Below are 17,220 nucleotides of genomic sequence, written 5' to 3' on the forward strand. Positions count from 1 at the left end.
TGGGGCCTTAGCTCAGCTGGGAGAGCGCTTCCATGGCATGGAAGAGGTCATCGGTTCGATCCCGTTAGGCTCCACCATTTCTTTTTCCTTCCGAGTATCGGATACTGACCGTTGGTTGGTCAGAATTGATTCGGAACAAGCAGGTCATTGTCGATGCTTCATCGATGATGAAAGCGGCCGCAAGACGAGATCGCGGTCGTAGCGAAATGTGGGGCCTTAGCTCAGCTGGGAGAGCGCTTCCATGGCATGGAAGAGGTCATCGGTTCGATCCCGTTAGGCTCCACCATTCGATTTCTCGACGGAGCTCCGGCCGGGCGCCGACAAAGCTTCGCGTACGATCGTCACTTTCTTGCAAGCAAGATCGACTGCGCGCCGTTGCGGATGGCGCGGTCGAAACCTGTTTGCCGTCACGCGATGTGGAAATCGAGATCCGTCAGCGCGATCGGATGATCAAGGGTCGCGAAGGTAACGTCGCTGGTGCTGCCGCTGCAATCCTTGTCGTAGGACAGCGCACCGCTGGTCGGGTCGTAAAGGATGCGGCCGGTCGCATCCACCGAGCCGTTGGAAAGGTCCTTGAAGGCCTCAGCGGCCAGAACCCCCACCGGCGGTGTCGTGGCAATCGCATGCGCGATCTCAATGATATCGACGGTTTTGGAATCAGTGATGTGATCCACGTTGGCGCTGGAGAACGTCGTTCTGAAATGGAAGGTGTCACGGCCTGTGCCGCCGGTCAGGACGTCCTCGTCGGCGAGACCGTCGAGCGAGTCGTCGCCGGCCCCGCCCGAAAGGGTATTGGCGCTCTTGCTGCCGGCGATCGCGTCGGCGAAGACCGAGCCGATCACGGACTCGATCGACGTCAGGGTATCCGTCCCTTCGGATGTGTCGGTCGCAGTCCCGACCGCCACGTCGATCCCAGCGCCATGGGTCCCGCTGAAGAGTTCGTCGTTCCGGAAGTCGACCGTATCGATTTGGTCCGAAGGATTGAGGTAAGTGTCGCCGTCAGCAATAAGATTGCAGATTGTCGACTCAGCCATCTGTCCAATCAGATTTGCGTGATTTATTGATTCGACTCGTTTTTTAATTAAGCAATATTTTTAAAATACTACAGTCGATTGAAATAAACATGCAACATATGCGCGAATATCAACGATGACTTTATTGCTCCATCGCTTGATCGACAGCCGCGTCAAAGACCTCCGCTCGGTTTGGAAGCGTTCGGCTTGATCTCTCGATCTGGCGCTGTCCGCATTCTGTGAACCGGTGCAGGGAATGCATGGGAAGGTGCGGGATGACGGAGTGTGCCCCATCCGACCGCGTGATAGTTCGAGGCCATGACTCTTCCCGCCGAGCCGCGTGCCCTGACTGCCTCCGCTCTCCCCACGGCCGAAATGCTGATCGAGACGCTCTGCGCACGTCTTCTCAGCGGCGACAGCGCGACATCCGTCCTTGAACATTGGTGTGCAGAGCGCCGGCTCTCATCCGAACCCCGTCTCGTGGCGACCCGGGTTGGAGGTCCGATGCGGGCACCCAGCGATGTCCAGAGCGAGAGGCTCTGTCTCCTCGACGACGAGGCGGTCCGCTACCGGCATGTCAGCTTGAGCTGCGGGCCGTACATCCTGTCGAAGGCCGAGAACTGGTACGTGCCGGCCCGATTGACGCCGGAGATGAATCGGCTGCTGGACGTCACCGAGGAGCCGTTCGGCCGCGTGGTCCACGCGTTGTTCCCCAAACGCCGTAATCTCAAAGTTCACCGGCTGTGGCCCAAGGCCGCCGGGCTTCCCGGCCGGTCTGATCTCGTCTTCGCGATCGAAGCCGTCCTGTCGGACCGGGCCGGCCGTCCGATCTGCGAAGTCAGCGAGACCTATACCGGTGCGATCCTCGCCCTTGGTGACGAATAGACGTCGTCGGCAGGGATCCATTCCAGCCTTTCCGCCCTCAATCGGTGAAGCGAGAGTCCGGGTCGAGCTTGGACAGCTTCAGCAGGTTCTGTCCGTAGGCGGTCTTGGCGAAGAGTTCGCCGCGAGCGATGAGCTGCGACTTGTCGATGAAGCCCTGGAGGTAGGCGATCTCCTCCAGGCACGCGACCTGGAGACCCTGGCGGTTCTGCAGGGTGCGAACGAATTCACCGGCTTCGAGCAGGCTGTCATGTGTGCCGGTATCGAGCCAGGCGTAGCCGCGCGACATCCTCTCCACATGAAGGTCGCCGAGGTCGAGATAGGCTTGGTTGACGCTCGTGATCTCGAGCTCACCACGAGCCGAGGGCTTCACCGCGGCGGCGATGTCGAGCACCCGGTTGTCGTAGAAGTACAGGCCGGTCACGGCCCAGGGGCTTTCCGGCTGCGTCGGCTTCTCGACGATGCGCAGGGGCCGGCCATCGCGGTCGAGGGTGACCACGCCGTAAGCCTCGGGATGGTCCACGTGGTAGGCGAAGATCGTCGCGCAATTCGTCCGTTCGCGCGCCCGCTGCAGCATGGCGCTCATGCCGGAGCCGAAGAACAAGTTATCACCGAGCACGAGTGCCACGTCATCCGAACCGACGAAGTCGCGGCCGATCGTGAAGGCTTGGGCGAGGCCTTCGGGACGTGGCTGCAAGGCGTAGCTGAAGGTCAGTCCGAACTGCTCGCCGGTGCCGAACAGGCGCTCGTAATTGCCGAGATGCTCCGGGCTCGAGATGATCAGGATCTCGCGAATCCCGGCGAGCATCAGCACCGAGACCGGATAATAGATCATCGGCTTGTCGTAGACGGGAAGCAACTGCTTGTTGATCGACAGCGTCGCCGGATGAAGGCGCGTGCCGGAGCCACCGGCGAGAACGATGCCCTTCATGACCGAATCTCCGCTGGATCATAAGCCGGCTGGAACGGCACGGGTCCGATCAGCCTGTCGAGAATGTCGTCGAGCGCAGCCTGCCAAAGCCTCGGTTCGATCCCGTAGGCCTGCGTCAGGCTGTCCGTCGACAGTTCCGAATTGGCGGGGCGTCTGGCGGGCGTCGGGTATGCGCTGGTGGGGATGCCGTTCACGGGAACGAGGCGGCCACCTCGCGCGGCCGATCCGGCCACGATCGCCTTCGCAAAGCCTGCCCAGGTGGTCGCTCCGGCATTGACGAAATGGTGCGTACCCGTCGGTGCATCGGCGTCGCCGGACAGACGTGATGCGATCGTCGCCAGCGCCTCGGCGAGGTCGATGGCGGAAGTCGGGCAACCATGCTGGTCGTCGACGACGCCGAGGGCGTCGCGCTCCGCGGAGAGCCGCAGCATCGTCTTGACGAAGTTCGACCGATGTGGACTGACGACCCAGGCCGTGCGGATGATCGCATGGCGTGGGTTGCCCGTGCGGACGGCCATTTCGCCGGCGGCCTTGCTCGCGCCGTAGACGCTCGTCGGCCGCACGGACGCATCGGGTGCATAGGCACCCGAGGCCGTACCGTCGAACACGTAGTCGGTGGAGACATGGACGAGGGGAATGCCGTGGCGCGTCGTCTCGGCGGCAAGGATCGCCGGCGCGAGCGCGTTGAGGCGCCAAGCCTCGACGATGTCGGTCTCTGCCTTGTCCACGGCGGTGTAGGCAGCGGTGTTCACCACGGCTCCGAACGTGCGTTCGGAGAACTGGCGCGTCACCGCCTCGGCATCGGTGATGTCGAGGTCCGAGCGCGTTGGGGCGACGACCCTAACACCCTCGGGCCAGTGTCGGAAAGCCTGCAACTCCGTGCCGACCTGGCCCGCACCGCCGAGGATCAGGATATCCATGTCAGGCGCCCGCGGCGGCGGAGACGCCGAGGCCGAGACGCTCACCGGTGTAACGGCCCTCTCGGATAGGGCGCCACCAAGCCTCGTTGTCGAGATACCACTGCACGGTGTCTTCCAGCGCCTGCTCGAAGTTTTTGGTCGGAACCCAGCCGATCTCGTGTTCGGCCTTGCCGGGGTCTATGGCGTAGCGACGGTCGTGGCCAGGTCGGTCTGCGACGAAGGAAATCAGGCGCTCATGTGGTCCGTGATCGGGCAGCAACCGGTCGAAGGCGGCGCAGAGCGCGTTCACCACCGCAAGGTTGTTGCGCACTGAACGGCCGCCAAGGAGGTAGGTCTCTCCCAGTTTGCCCGACTCCAGCACCGCCACGAGACCTCGGGCGTGGTCCTCGACATGGATCCAGTCGCGCTCGTTGAGCCCGTCACCGTAGACCGGCAGGGGACGACCTTCCAGCGCGTTGAGGATCATCAGCGGGATCAGCTTCTCCGGGAAATGACGGGGGCCGTAATTGTTCGAGCAATTCGTGACCAGGACCGGCAGGCCATAGGTCTCGTGCCACGCCCTGGCGAGATGGTCGGAGGCGGCCTTAGACGCCGAATAGGGCGAGCGCGGATCGTATCGGCTCTCCTCGGTGAAGAAACCATCCGGCGGCAGCGAGCCGTAGACCTCGTCGGTGGAGACGTGGAGGAACCGGAATGCGTCCCTCGCCTCGCCGGTCAAGCTCTCCCAATGGGTCCGGGCGCCGTCCAGCATCACCTGGGTGCCGACGACATTGGTTCGGATGAAGGCGCCGGGATCGGTGATCGAACGGTCCACGTGACTTTCGGCAGCTAGATGCATCACGGCATCGGGGCGAAACTGCGAAAAGAGCGCATGAACAGCCTGAGGATCGCAGATGTCGCCGGTGACGAGTCGATGGCGCGGATCACCGTCGAGGGGCGCCAGCGAGATCGGGTTGGCCGCATAGGTCAAAGCGTCGAGTGTCGCGACCTCGTGGCCGAGCCCTTGAACAAGATGCAGGACCAGCGCTGAACCGATGAAGCCACAGCCACCGGTGACCAGAATACGTCGAGACTTGCCCTTATCTTCATGCATGAGCCGGTCCGTGTCCTCTTGCCGAAACATCTGATCGCCGCGTTGCTGCCGAGAGGGCCGCTAGAATACCAAACTCAGTTGCGTGAAGGATGGCGCCGCACGATCCTTATCTGAGAGGATGGCCTTTCCTTCGTCGACCGGCCAGTCGATGGCGAGGTCCGGATCGTTCCATGCGAGGTTTCTGTCATGCTCACGGCTGTAATACGCCGACACCTTGTAGGCGACCATCGTGTCGGGTTCCAGGGTGCAGAATCCATGGGCGAAGCCGACGGGAACGTAGAGCTGTTTGCCGTCCGCTGCGTCGAGCCGAACCGCAACGTGACTTCCATAGGTCGACGAGCCTCGTCTGAGATCGACGGCGACATCGAGTACGGAGCCGGAAAGAACGCGGACCAGCTTGGCTTGCCCCGCCGGTTCGAGCTGGAAATGCAATCCGCGAACGGTGCCGCTCTGCGTCGAGAACGATTGGTTGTCCTGGACGAATACATCGTCGATCCCGGCCCCGGCCAGGGTATCGGCCCGGAAGGTCTCCGAGAACCAGCCCCTGTCGTCGCCGAAACGGTTCGGTACGATCACTTTCACCGCAGGAATCTGCGTCTCGATTACACGCATCGCGATACATGGCCTTTCTCAAATGTTGCCTCTAGGCGCGTCTCGGAGCTGCCTGTCAAGGAGTGCGGCCCAGTCTCTGACCAGCTTTGAGCCTTCGCTTGCCCGTCACGTCTTGGAGGACTAAGTCCCGTCCCTCTCGGACAAGGGCCGTCTAGACGGCTTTGGCAGGCCTGCGGGAAGGCGAAGGACAAAAATGACGTTCAGATCGACCTCGATGCGTTCCGCCGCTGCCGCATTGATCAGTCTGTTGCTGACAGGGGGGGCATTCGCCGAGAAGGGCGTAGACCCGAGCGGCGTGTGGCTCACCGAGAACGGTGATTCGAAAGTTCGGATTTCCCGGTGCGGGAGCGGCTATTGCGGCACCCTCGTCAGCGTGCCCGGGCCTGGCCTCGACTCGAAGAATCCTGATGCGTCGCTGAACTCCCGCAGTCTGATCGGTGTGCAGATCATGAATGCCGGAACCCCGTCCGGGGACGGCTACGACGGCTCGCTCTACAACCCCAACGACGGGAAGACCTATTCCGGCAGCCTCACGATCAAGGGGCCGAACGTGGTGGAGGTCGCCGGTTGCGTGATGAGCGTATTCTGCAAGCGGCAGACTTGGAAACGCGTCAACTGACCGACAGGGCCTCGGCGATGGCGTCGATCGCCGCTTGCGCGCCGGTCCCTTCCGGACCGCCGGCCTGCGCCATGTCGCGGCGTCCGCCGCCACCCTTGCCGCCGAGATGCCCCGCGCCGGCCCTGACGAGGCCCACCGCGTCGTAGCGACCGGTCAGATCCTCGGTGACACCGACGACGAGGCCGGCCTTGCCATCGGGCGACAAGCCGACGATTGCGACGATGCCGGAGCCGATGCGGCTCTTGCCGGCATCGACCAAGCTCTTCAAGTCGCGTGTCTCCACGCCCTCCACGATCTTGGCCATGAACGTGATGCCGGCGATCTCGACGATGCCGTCATCGCCTCCCGACGTGCCCCCCATCGCCAGCTTCTTCTTCACCTCCGACAATTCGCGCTCCAGGCGACGGCGGTCCTCGATGAGGGCGGCCAAGCGCTCCGGTACATCGGCACTCTGTGCCTTCAACAGCCCGGCGATCTGTCCCAAGGTCCGGCTTTCCTCGGCACGATGACGACGGGCAAAACCGGCGGTGAGGGCCTCGATCCGGCGTACGCCGGCGCCGACGGCGCTCTCGCCGAGGACCGAGATCTGGCCGATCTCACCGGTGCGCTCGGCATGGGTGCCGCCACAGAGTTCGATCGAGAAGGCCGGTAGACGACGCGCCTCCGCGATATCGCCCTCGTCGTCGACGGGACGTCCCATCGAGACGACGCGGACTTCGTCGCCGTACTTCTCGCCGAACAAAGCGCGAGCGCCGGAGGCCACGGCATCGTCCTGAGCCATCAACTTCGTCACGACGGGTGTGTTCTGGAGCAGCACCGCGTTGGCGATATCCTCGACGGCTCGGATCTCCGCCTCGTCCATCGGCTTCGGATGGCTGAAGTCGAAGCGCAGGCGCTCGGCCGAGACCAGGGAGCCTTTCTGCGCCACGTGATCGCCCAGCACCTGGCGCAGGGCCTCGTGTAGCAAGTGGGTCGCGGAGTGGTTGGCCCGGATCGCCGTGCGGCGCGCATGATCGACGGAAAGTTCCACCGCCTGGCCCATGGCGAGTCGTCCCTCGTCCACGATGACGTGATGGACGAAGAGGTCGCCGAGCTTCTTCTCGGTCGCGGTCACTCGGGCCTTGAGACCGGGCCCGGCGAGGATACCTGTGTCGCCCACCTGCCCCCCCGACTCGGCGTAGAAGGGCGTCTGGTTCACCAGGACGAGGCCGGTTTCTCGAGCGGACAGGCTCTCGACCTCGCCGCCGTCCCGCAGGATCGCCGTGACGATCCCCTCTGCAATCTCGGTCTCGTAGCCGAGGAACTCATTGGCGCCGAGGCGTTCCTTGATGCCGTACCAGACCGTCTCGGTGGCCGCCTCCCCAGAGCCGGTCCAGGCGGCACGGGCGGCCTTGCGCTGGCGCTCCATCGCCTGGCCGAACGCGTCGGTGTCGACGCCGATGCCACGGGCCTTGAGGGCGTCCTGGGTCAGGTCGAGCGGGAAGCCGTAGGTGTCGTAGAGGGTGAAGGCGGTCTCGCCGGACAGGTTCTGCCCCGGGATGAGCGTGCGGCTCTCGGAATCGAGGATTGCGAGGCCGCGCTCAAGGGTACGGCGGAAGCGGGTCTCTTCCAGGCGCAGGGTTTCGGAGATGAGCCCTTCGGCACAGGCGAGTTCCGGATAGGCCTGCCCCATTTCGCGGATGAGGGTCGGTACGAGGCGGAACATCACCGGCTCGCGCGAGCCGAGAAGTTCAAGATGGCGCATGGCGCGGCGCATGATCCGGCGCAGGACGTAGCCGCGGCCCTCGTTCGACGGCAGCACGCCGTCCGCGATCAGGAACGAGACCGAGCGCAGATGGTCGGCGATGACGCGGTAGGAGGCGACGTTGCCGGGCTCGGGAGGACGACCGACCGCGTGGCTGACCGCATCGATGAGCGCCCTGAACAGATCCGTGTCGTAATTGCTGGTAACGCCCTGGAGGATCGCCGCCATGCGCTCCAGCCCCATGCCGGTATCGATCGAGGGACGCGGCAGGGAGAGGCGGTTGCCCGGCTCGATCTGCTCGTACTGCATGAAGACGAGGTTCCAGAATTCCAGGAACCGATCGCCGTCCTCATCCGGCGAGCCGGGCGGTCCACCCTGGAGGCCGGGACCCTGATCGATGAAGATCTCCGAGCAGGGCCCGCAGGGGCCAGTATCGCCCATCTGCCAGAAATTGTCCGATGTGCCGATGCGGATGATCCGGTCGTCCGAGAACCCGGCGATCTTCCGCCAGAGTGCGGCAGCGTCGTCGTCATCGGCATAGACGGTGACGAGCAGCCGGTCCTTGGACAGACCGAATTCCTTCGTGATCAAGGTCCAGGCGAGTTCGATCGCCTGCGGCTTGAAATAATCACCGAAGGAGAAATTGCCGAGCATCTCGAAGAAGGTGTGATGACGCGCGGTGTAACCGACATTGTCGAGGTCATTGTGCTTGCCCCCGGCGCGCACGCATTTCTGCGCGGTGGTCGCCCGATTGTAGGCGCGCTTCTCGACACCGGTGAAGACGTTCTTGAACTGCACCATCCCCGCATTGGTGAACATCAATGTCGGGTCGTTGCGGGGAACGAGTGACGATGACGGCACCACGGCGTGGTCCGCCTTGGCGAAATAGTCGAGGAAGGCCGACCGGATCTCGTTGACGCCGCTCATCGTGAATTGACTCTGTCGTGGGCTTCGGACGGTCATTCGGACCGCCCGAGGGCTTCTTCGTAGCTCGCGCCCTCATAAGGAGGCCGGAGCGCCGAGTCACGCCCGGTACCCTGCAGACGGTTTCGCTTTCTTCACGGCTCGGGCTAGGAACGAGCCGCCGCTTCAGCCCTAGACCGGGACGACCGGTCTCCAAGGATCACACATATGCCGGTTGAAATTCGCCTTCTCGCCTGGTCTTGCCTGCTCGGACTCGTTCACGTCATCGCGGCATCCGCCAGCGGCCTGCAGCAGCGTGGTGGTTACGCCTGGGCCGCCAGCAACCGGGATGGAAGGACGCCGGAGGTGACTGGAGCGGCTGCCCGCCTCGAGAAGGCCTCGAAGAATTTTTTCGAGACGTTCCCGATCTTCGCCTCCCTCGTCCTCGCCTGTGCCGTCACCGGGCGGCACAACACCGCGGTGGTACTCGGCGCCTATCTCTATTTCTTCGCGCGCCTGATCTACCTGCCGCTTTTCGGATTCGGCATTCCGAAGGTGCGCAGCATCGTCTGGGGCGTGTCGATCGTCGGGATTCTCTTCGTGCTCTGGGGCCTGTTCATCAAGATCCTGCCCTATAGCAGCTGAGCGTTGAGGCAGCCCGGAACAAAAGAGGCCGCCGCAGTAATCTGCGGCGGCCTCTTTGATTCAGTCCGGAGCGATCAGGCCTCGCCTTCGTCCAGATCGTCGGCCGTGGGCTTGGCGGTCTCAAGAATCTTGTCGGCGAGCAGACCCGAATTCTGTCGGATCGCAGCTTCGATCTTGTTGGCGATATCGGGATTATCGCGCAGGAAACCCTTCGAGTTCTCACGACCCTGGCCGAGCCGCTGGCTCGCATAGGAGAACCAGGCGCCGGATTTCTCGACGATACCGGCCTTCACACCGAGGTCGATGAGCTCGCCGACCTTCGACACGCCCTCGCCGAACATGATGTCGAACTCCACCTGCTTGAACGGCGGAGCGACCTTGTTCTTCACCACCTTGACGCGGACCTGATTGCCGATGGCCTCGTCGCGGTCCTTCAGGGTGGAGATACGGCGGATGTCGAGACGGACCGACGCGTAGAACTTCAAGGCGTTGCCGCCCGTCGTCGTCTCCGGGCTGCCATACATGACGCCGATCTTCATCCGGATCTGGTTGATGAAGATGACCATGCATTTTGAGCGCGAGATCGAACCGGTGAGCTTGCGCAGGGCCTGGCTCATGAGGCGCGCCTGGAGGCCGGGCTGACTGTCACCCATCTCGCCTTCGATCTCGGCGCGCGGCGTGAGCGCCGCAACCGAATCGACCACCAGCACGTCGATGGCGCCCGAACGCACTAGCGTGTCGGTGATCTCGAGGGCCTGCTCGCCGGTATCGGGCTGCGAGATCAGCAGATCGTCGAGCTGCACGCCGAGCTTGCGCGCATAGATCGGGTCGAGAGCGTGCTCCGCATCGACGAAGGCGCAGACGCCGCCCTTTTTCTGGGCCTCTGCGATGGTGTGCAGGGCGAGCGTGGTCTTGCCCGACGATTCCGGACCGTAGATCTCGATCACGCGGCCGCGCGGTAGGCCGCCGACTCCGAGCGCGATGTCGAGGCCCAGCGAGCCGGTGGAGACGGTCTCTACCTCTGCCACCTTGTCGTTCTTGCCGAGCCGCATGATCGAGCCCTTGCCGAAGGCACGCTCGATCTGGGACAGCGCGGCATCGATCGCCTTCGCCTTGTCCTTGTCCACCATCGGGGAATCCACAATTTTCAGCGCGGGCTGGGCCATTCGTCGGCATCCTTATGCATGGGGAGAGCTCAAGGCTCAATGCGCCTCGGATGTGACTTATGTACTTGTTTTGTTCTCATTGCGCAAGGGGCTATCGATTGGTTAGCGTGCCCGTAAGCCGCTCGTATCTCGATGTGAGCAGCTTCGAAGCGTGCTTAGTAAATCTATCTCACGCCAAAATCGATAAATCGGCGTATAGATTCATCAATGCGTTTCTATCTGAAATATACTTTCTATAGTTATAATTCTATTAGAGATTATTATGAACGGCACCATAAAACAATTATCTAAATTCGAATTGCATCAACAAATAAGGAAAATCAATAGAATTGACCCTAGGCGGGGTGATTACCAATATATCAAGAGCGCCTACGAACAAATAGTTCAAGGTTTTTTGATCAACGTTGTGATGAGCTCGGGCGGAGAGCTTTTCTTCCGCGCCCGTAAGAACCCACGATCGAAGATTTTGCATGTCGATGAGATGGGCGCGCCGCCAATTTCAACAGTCACCGGATTTCAGAGATGCAATCCACCACATATTCCGATGTTTTATTGTGCATCAAAAAGAATAACAGCGATAATTGAATGCCGTCCAAATCTTGGCGATCAATTCTATCTTGGTCAATGGATCGGCAAAGGTCCAGTTCCAATAAATCGTGTATTTGATCCGTGGGTAATAAAAGGGGATGAGGAAATTTCGTCTACAGCATCCGAAATTCTTACCCCGCATTTAGATACAATTTTCACGCGACGTATTCATGAAACATTTTCCGACGACTATAAATTTACGGCAGCTATTGCCCAGCTACTGACGGCAAATTATGATGTAGCTGTAGATTTAGATATACGCGAAGATAAAACAGTAGGCTTGCGATATCCTTCAGTAATGACCTTTGAAGATAGCTATAATACAACGATGCACGTAAAATTTTCGAAAGATCGCCTGGAATTACTACACTTGATGGAATTAAAGGTAGTCGATTTTGCTAATGAAGTTCCGATTTTGACAGTTTCTGACACGGCACTCGAATTTGACAAGGGCATCGTGCATTGGACTGGAGATAAAAATTTGATCCCAGCTTTTAAAAGCTCTAGAAATGAAGTTTTGTTTCGATCCAATGAGAGGAGATGGCTTCTCGAAACAAGCAACAGTCCGGTTTCAGTGGACGAATTCCAGCAGCTTTTGAAAGAATAAAAAATTATCGAGCGATCGTCTGCTTCACCGTCTCCACCAGCTGCTTGAGGCTGAAGGGCTTGGGCAGGAAGTTGAAATCCTCCCCGTCCGGCAGGTTTTTTCGGAACGCATCCTCGGCATAGCCCGAGACGAAGATCACCTTCAGGTCGGGCCGGTGCTTGCGCAGTTCTCGCAAGAGCGTCGGTCCGTCCATCTCCGGCATCACCACATCGGACACGACGAGGTCGATGGGCTGGTCGGCGTCGCTGATGAGCGCCAGCGCGTCGAGGCCGGACGCCGCCTCGAGCACGGTATAGCCGCGTGCCGAAAGCGCACGGCTGTTGACCGCGCGGACCGGGTCCTCGTCCTCCACGAGAAGGATCACGCCCTGGCCGGTATGGTCCGGCGACGGCTTGCGCGGGGCCGACCTGTCGGAGCCCGCCGGCCTTTCGAGTTCCGGAGTACCCTTGAGTCGATTGACCGCGATCTCAGCACTGCTCTGGCCAGCGGCGGGCGGCGGGATCGTGTCGGATATGGGCTCGGCGGCCGGCTCGTGGCGCGGCAGATAGATGCGGAAGGCGGTGCCCTTGCCCACGGTCGATTGCACGTCGATGGTGCCGCCGCTCTGCTTGATGATACCGAAGACTGTGGAAAGGCCGAGACCGGTGCCCTTGCCGATATCCTTGGTGGTGAAGAACGGCTCGAAGATCTTCTCCATCACATCGGACGGGATGCCCTCGCCGGTATCGAGCACCTCGATCAGCACGTGGTCGCCGGCCGGCGCGCCGGATTGCGGTTCGCCGTTCTCCAGGCCCTGGAGGATGTTGGCGGTGCGGATCAGAAGACGGCCGCCATTCGGCATCGCGTCGCGGGCATTGACCGCGAGGTTCACGATGACCTGCTCGAACTGATTCACGTCGGCCTTGATCGGCCAGATGTCGCGTCCGTGCTTGAGGTCGAGGTCGACCCGCTCGCCGAGCAGACGTTTCAGCAGAAGTGTCAGGTCGGACAGCGCCTCGCCGACATTCATCACCTCCGGGCGCAAGGTCTGACGCCGCGAGAAGGCCAGTAGCTGACGCACCAGGCTCGCGGCCCGGTTGGCGTTCTGCTTGATCTGCATGATGTCTTGGAAGGCCGGATCGGTCGGCCTGTGGCTCGCGAGCAGCAGGTCGGAATAGCCGATGATGGCCTGGAGGACGTTGTTGAAGTCGTGCGCGATACCGCCGGCGAGCTGGCCGACCGTATCCATCTTCTGGGTCTGGGCGATCTGCTGCTCGAGCTGACGCTGGGCCGTCGTGTCCAGGGCATAAAGGATCACGCGCTCTCGGTCGGCCTGAGACGCGGCATCGGCCGGTTCCGTCGCCGTCGAGGTGTCGCCGCCGGCCGGGCTGAGCCAGACCCGGGCCGAACGGTTGCCCGGCCCTGCCAGCGCCACTTCGATCGGCTGGACCTCCACCGTGCCGTCGGCGGCCTTCAGCAGGGCGGCTTCGAGGGCCGCGCGGTCGCGGTCGACAAGGGCCTCCCACATGGTCGGTTCGGTGCCGAGCTCGCCCCTGCCATCCGGCACGGCCTGGCGCGGCGTGCCGCCGAACAGCCGGGCGAAAGAGGCATTGGCGCGCGCGATGCGTCCGGTACGGTCGAGGGTCGCGATCGCGATGGGGCTGTTGTTGAGGAAGCGGGCGAGCCGCACCTCTGCCGCGCGCTGCGGCTCGTCGCTCTCGGCACCGGCCGAGCGGTTGAGTACGAAAGTGCGCGAGGGACCGGGCTTGCCATCCTGGCCGAAGGCGACGCGGTGGTAGAGCCGGGCTGGAAGCGGCTGGCCGTTTCGGCGGCGCAAATCGAGATCGAACCGATCGGTTCGAACCTCGCCGGGCAGACCCTCGGTGGCGGTGAGCACGTCGGCGCTCGGTGCGATCTCGGGGAGACGCAGCCCGCCCGATCCCACGGTGGCGAGGTCGTATCCGAGCCAGGAGGCAAGCGTCGCATTCATGTAGACGATGGAACCGGCCGGATCGATGGAGAGAAAGCCGGCCGGTGCGTGGTCGAGATAGTCGATCGCGTGCTGGAGTTCCTGGAAGACGTTTTCCTGGCGCTCGCGCTCGTGGGTGATGTCGGTGACCGTCCACAGGGTCGCAGGCAGTCTGGGCCGCTCGACCGCCCTCACGGCGATGCGGAACCAGGCGAAGGCTCGGTCGGTCTCGCCTTGCGGCGGGGGCGCCATGCGGATCTCTTCCACATGACCGCGTCCGTCATTGGCCGCCTGAGCGAGCCGATAGACCGCTTCCGACACCTCCGGCGAGCCGACGAAGACCCGCTCGACGGGACGCAGGTTGGAGAAGGTTTCTCCTCCTGAGATCCGCAGATAGGCTTCGTTGGCGTAGATGAGCCGGCCTCCATCCTCGACGACGATGGCGCCCTCGGGAGAGGCATCGACGATGGCTTTGGTGATGTCGTCGCGCCCGGTCTGGCCCGAGAGCTGGATCGCACCGATCGCCAGCGCAAAGAGGCAGAACACGCCGGCCATGGCGAGAAGGGCCAGGAGGCCGAGGATCAGCGGCTGGGCCTGCTCATTGGCGACGAAGGACAGGCCGACAGCCGCGCCCACCAGCAGACCGGCGAGGACGAGGAGCAATCCGACCCGCCCAGGCCTCTCCGACCGGTCGATGGCGCTCGACACCGGCTTCGTTGGTCCGCTCACCTCAGCCATCTCGGCGCCATTCTACCCTTGAGCGATCCCGGTTAGCGCCCAGGCCGCATCGGCAGCAAGGGGTATCCGTCGGACGTTACGGACAAATCTCGTCAAAAAAGGTGCATAAAGGGTGGCGTTCTCACGCCGCCCTGCGCTTCAGCCTCAGGACGAAGCCGATTACCTCGGCCACCGCGCGATAATGCTCGGCCGGAATCTCCGCATCGATCTCCACCGTCGCGTGGAGCGCACGCGCCAGCGGCGGGTTTTCCAGGATCGGAACGTCGTGGTCCTTGGCCACTGCGCGGATGCGCAGAGCCAGCGAATCGACGCCCTTCGCGACGCAGATCGGTGCCGCCATCCCGGCTTCGTAGCGGAGGGCCACTGCGTAGTGGGTCGGGTTGGTCACGATCACCGTGGCGGTGGGGACGGCGGCCATCATGCGCTTGCGGACGCGTGAGGCGCGGATCTGCTTCATCCGGCCCTTCACTTCCGGGTTGCCCTCGCTCTCCTTGTGCTCCTGCTTCATCTCCTCCTTGGTCATGCGCAGCTTCGAGCGCCAGCGAAAGCGCTGGTAGAGCGCATCACCCATCGCGATGACCACGAAGACGGCGAGCATGCCGCCCATGAGCTTGAGCGCGATACCGAGGATGGCGGGCAACGCCGCTGCGGGGTCGAGCCGGGCGAAGACCTCTAGACGGTCGCGCTCGTTCCACAAGATGGTGCCGGCGACGATGCCCACCAGCGACAGTTTGGCGAGCCCTTTGAGGAACTGAACCAGAGCCTCGATCCCGAAGATGCGCTTGAAGCCGGACATCGGCGAGATGCGCTCGAATTTCGGCATCAGGGTCTCGGTGGTGAAGACCAGCGGATGCTGGACCAGGCCGCCGGCGAGGCCCGCGACGAGGACGAGTCCCACCGGGATGGCGAGCGCCTGAGCGCAGATCAGGAGCGTACGGACCCCCATCTCGGTATAGGCGGTCGGGTCGGACGGGACCTGATGCGCGTTCATGAGAAAGCCGCGCAGACTGACGAGTAGGTCGTTGGCGATCGGTCCCGAGGCCAGCAACAGCGCCAGGGTGAAGGCCGAGAGGATGAAGAACGTGTTGACTTCGGTGCTGTTGGCGACGTTGCCCTGCTCGATCGCCTTCTCGATGCGCCGCTGAGTCGGCTCTTCTGTCTTGTCCTCCTGATCGCTGTCGTCGGACACGGCTCAGCGCTCCCCTGTCCGGATCATCGCCCGGTGAGCTCGCCGAGATAGCGGCCGAGATCGTCCAGGAAGACGCTCATCATGATGCCGAGGCTGCCGAGCAGGATCAGCATGCCGATGAGCACCGAGGCCGGAACCGCCACGAAGAAAACCTGCATCTGCGGCATCAGACGCGAGAGCACGCCGAGGCCGACATTGAACAGGATGCCGAAGGCAATGAACGGCGCCGAGATCTGAACCGCCAGCAGGAAGCCGCGCGCCATCGCCCTGAGAGCGAGCTGGGCCGCCTCGCCCATGGCCAGCACGCCGTCCGGCGGCAGCAGCATGTAGCTGCGGGCGATGGCGTCGAGCGCCACATGATGCAGGTCGGTGGCCAGGATGAGGGTGATGCCGAGCAGCATCAGGAAGTTGCCGAGCGCCGCCTGCTGGCCACCCTGCGTCGGGTCCACGGTCATCGCGTAGGAGAGGCCGAGCTGCTGCGAGACGATCACGCCGGTGGTCTGGAGCGCGGCGAGCACCATCCGCACGGTGAGCCCGAGAACCAGCCCGATCATCAACTCGCCGATGAGGAGCGCGATCAGGCCGGGACCCGCGATCGCGGCCCCCTGCATCGGCAGGAGCGGCCGCACCATGGGAAATAGGATCAGCGAGACGAGAAGCGCGAAGGCGAGTCGTATGCGTGGCGAAACCGACTGCTCGCCGAGGCCCGGCAACAGCATCATCAGCGTGCCGATCCGGGCGAAGGTCAGCAGGTAGGCCGCAGCGATGCCAGGCAGGAGCAGGTTCATGATTCTGCATAGCAGCGCTCGCGCCGGCGCGTCAGCCACCCGAGACGATGCGGGCCGCGATGCGGGTCATGTATCCGGCGAGCGCGTCGCCCATGAACGGCAGCATGAGGAGCAAGGCCGCGAAGACGGCGACGATCTTGGGCACGTAGATCAGCGTCTGTTCCTGAATCTGTGTCAGCGCCTGCAGCAGCGAGACCGCGAGGCCGACCACGAGGGCAACGATCATCAAGGGCCCCGCGACCTTGAGGAAGACGAAAATCCCGTCGCGGGAGACGTCGAGGATGGCAAGGCCGGTCATGGGAGTGAGCTCACGGATTGTGTCGGGGGCAGCATCGGCGTCGACCGATCGTTCTCATCAGATCCCCTCATCCTGAGGTGCCGGAGCGGAGCGAAGGCCTCGAAGAAGGGTTCCATTTCGCGCATCGGCCCCTGGAAGGCTCCTTCGAGGCCCGCTGCCGCGGGCACCTCAGGATGAGGGGGATTAGGAGGGGAATGAGGGGCCCGCGCTAGATCTGCATCCTCATGATCTCCTCATAGGCCGAGATCACGCGGTCGCGGACGGCGACCAGAGTCTGGAGCGCCGTCTCGCTCTCGGCGACGGCCGTCACCACGTCGACCACGTTGGCTTTGCCGCCCGCCACCGACATGGCCTGGGCGTCGGCCTTCACGCCGGTCTCGCCGATCTTATCGATGGCCGAGGAGAGGAGCGAGGTGAAGCCGCCATCCGCACCCGATGTCGGGGCGATCTTGGGCGCTCCCCCCTTCATCCCGCCGATGTTCTGGACGGCGGCATAGGCTCCAGCGGCGAAGGCGTTGGTCGGCATGGCGGCGGGC

16 protein-coding genes and 2 tRNA genes are annotated in these 17,220 nt (G+C 62.9%); 6 read left to right on the plus strand and 12 right to left on the minus strand.

The features are described from left to right. Window position 1: 1 nt before the first annotated feature. A tRNA-Ala gene (locus ACFQ4G_RS03825) sits at window positions 2-77 on the plus strand. 133 nt (window positions 78-210) lie between these two features. Then, window positions 211-286: transfer RNA gene (locus ACFQ4G_RS03830), tRNA-Ala, on the plus strand. Between the two features lie 121 nt (window positions 287-407). On the opposite strand, the gene ACFQ4G_RS03835 is transcribed toward ACFQ4G_RS03830, so the two are convergent. Then, window positions 408-1,034 (minus strand): hypothetical protein, encoded by a 627-nt coding sequence (locus tag ACFQ4G_RS03835; protein WP_238208732.1) that lies wholly within the window; start codon window positions 1,032-1,034, stop codon window positions 408-410. Between the two features lie 483 nt (window positions 1,035-1,517). On the opposite strand from ACFQ4G_RS03835, the gene ACFQ4G_RS03840 reads away from it, so the two are divergent. Further along, complete coding sequence (locus tag ACFQ4G_RS03840) at window positions 1,518-1,898, plus strand: hypothetical protein (RefSeq protein ID WP_238208731.1); 381 nt, start codon at window positions 1,518-1,520, stop codon at window positions 1,896-1,898. 37 nt (window positions 1,899-1,935) lie between these two features. Here ACFQ4G_RS03840 and rfbA read toward each other — a convergent pair whose 3' ends face one another. From rfbA to rfbC, 4 genes are read right to left on the minus strand one after another with little or no spacing between them, the layout of a single operon-like run. Further along, a complete protein-coding gene (gene rfbA, locus ACFQ4G_RS03845; RefSeq protein ID WP_238208730.1) occupies window positions 1,936-2,826 on the minus strand; it encodes a glucose-1-phosphate thymidylyltransferase RfbA in 891 nt (296 codons plus the stop codon). Next, window positions 2,823-3,746: a dTDP-4-dehydrorhamnose reductase gene (gene rfbD / locus ACFQ4G_RS03850; RefSeq protein ID WP_238208729.1), complete on the minus strand. Its 924-nt coding sequence runs from the start codon at window positions 3,744-3,746 to the stop codon at window positions 2,823-2,825. Before rfbD ends, rfbA begins: the two co-directional genes overlap by 4 nt. A gap of 1 nt (window position 3,747) precedes the next feature. Then, a complete protein-coding gene (gene rfbB / locus ACFQ4G_RS03855; RefSeq protein WP_238208728.1) occupies window positions 3,748-4,839 on the minus strand; it encodes a dTDP-glucose 4,6-dehydratase in 1,092 nt (363 codons plus the stop codon). A 60-nt stretch (window positions 4,840-4,899) separates the two neighbouring features. Continuing rightward, window positions 4,900-5,451 carry a dTDP-4-dehydrorhamnose 3,5-epimerase gene (rfbC, locus tag ACFQ4G_RS03860; RefSeq protein ID WP_238208727.1) on the minus strand — a complete coding sequence of 184 codons (552 nt, stop codon included), beginning with the start codon at window positions 5,449-5,451 and terminating at the stop codon, window positions 4,900-4,902. A gap of 214 nt (window positions 5,452-5,665) precedes the next feature. Between rfbC and ACFQ4G_RS03865 the strand changes: the two genes are divergently transcribed. Further along, a complete protein-coding gene (locus ACFQ4G_RS03865) occupies window positions 5,666-6,070 on the plus strand; it encodes a DUF2147 domain-containing protein (protein ID WP_238208726.1) in 405 nt (134 codons plus the stop codon). Here ACFQ4G_RS03865 and alaS read toward each other — a convergent pair. Further along, a complete protein-coding gene (gene alaS / locus ACFQ4G_RS03870) occupies window positions 6,063-8,741 on the minus strand; it encodes an alanine--tRNA ligase (protein WP_238208725.1) in 2,679 nt (892 codons plus the stop codon). The genes ACFQ4G_RS03865 and alaS overlap by 8 nt on opposite strands. A 204-nt stretch (window positions 8,742-8,945) precedes the next feature. Between alaS and ACFQ4G_RS03875 the strand changes: the two genes are divergently transcribed. Further along, window positions 8,946-9,362: an MAPEG family protein gene (locus ACFQ4G_RS03875; RefSeq protein WP_238208724.1), complete on the plus strand. Its 417-nt coding sequence runs from the start codon at window positions 8,946-8,948 to the stop codon at window positions 9,360-9,362. 74 nt (window positions 9,363-9,436) lie between these two features. Here the strand turns inward: ACFQ4G_RS03875 and recA are convergent, their stop codons facing one another. Continuing rightward, entirely contained in the window at window positions 9,437-10,528 is a 1,092-nt protein-coding gene (recA, locus tag ACFQ4G_RS03880; RefSeq protein WP_238208723.1) for a recombinase RecA, read from the minus strand. 262 nt (window positions 10,529-10,790) lie between these two features. On the opposite strand from recA, the gene ACFQ4G_RS03885 reads away from it, so the two are divergent. Beyond that, on the plus strand, window positions 10,791-11,723 hold the full coding sequence (locus tag ACFQ4G_RS03885; protein ID WP_238208722.1) for an RES family NAD+ phosphorylase: 933 nt from the start codon (window positions 10,791-10,793) through the stop codon (window positions 11,721-11,723). A 4-nt stretch (window positions 11,724-11,727) separates the two neighbouring features. On the opposite strand, the gene cckA is transcribed toward ACFQ4G_RS03885, so the two are convergent. The 5 genes from cckA to fliE form a co-directional block, all read right to left on the minus strand. Next, window positions 11,728-14,409 (minus strand): cell cycle histidine kinase CckA, encoded by a 2,682-nt coding sequence (cckA, locus tag ACFQ4G_RS03890; RefSeq protein WP_238208721.1) that lies wholly within the window; start codon window positions 14,407-14,409, stop codon window positions 11,728-11,730. A 121-nt stretch (window positions 14,410-14,530) separates the two neighbouring features. Next, window positions 14,531-15,598, minus strand: coding sequence for a flagellar biosynthesis protein FlhB (flhB, locus tag ACFQ4G_RS03895; RefSeq protein ID WP_238208720.1), 1,068 nt, complete (start codon window positions 15,596-15,598; stop codon window positions 14,531-14,533). Between the two features lie 23 nt (window positions 15,599-15,621). Continuing rightward, complete coding sequence (gene fliR / locus ACFQ4G_RS03900; protein ID WP_238208719.1) at window positions 15,622-16,386, minus strand: flagellar biosynthetic protein FliR; 765 nt, start codon at window positions 16,384-16,386, stop codon at window positions 15,622-15,624. A gap of 31 nt (window positions 16,387-16,417) precedes the next feature. Next, window positions 16,418-16,684 carry a flagellar biosynthesis protein FliQ gene (gene fliQ, locus ACFQ4G_RS03905; RefSeq protein WP_238208718.1) on the minus strand — a complete coding sequence of 89 codons (267 nt, stop codon included), beginning with the start codon at window positions 16,682-16,684 and terminating at the stop codon, window positions 16,418-16,420. Between the two features lie 208 nt (window positions 16,685-16,892). Further along, window positions 16,893-17,210 (minus strand): flagellar hook-basal body complex protein FliE, encoded by a 318-nt coding sequence (gene fliE, locus ACFQ4G_RS03910; RefSeq protein ID WP_238208717.1) that lies wholly within the window; start codon window positions 17,208-17,210, stop codon window positions 16,893-16,895. Window positions 17,211-17,220 lie beyond the last annotated feature (10 nt).

Source organism: Methylobacterium marchantiae, from assembly GCF_042679825.1.
GTDB classification, from domain to species: Bacteria; Pseudomonadota; Alphaproteobacteria; order Rhizobiales; family Beijerinckiaceae; genus Methylobacterium; species Methylobacterium marchantiae.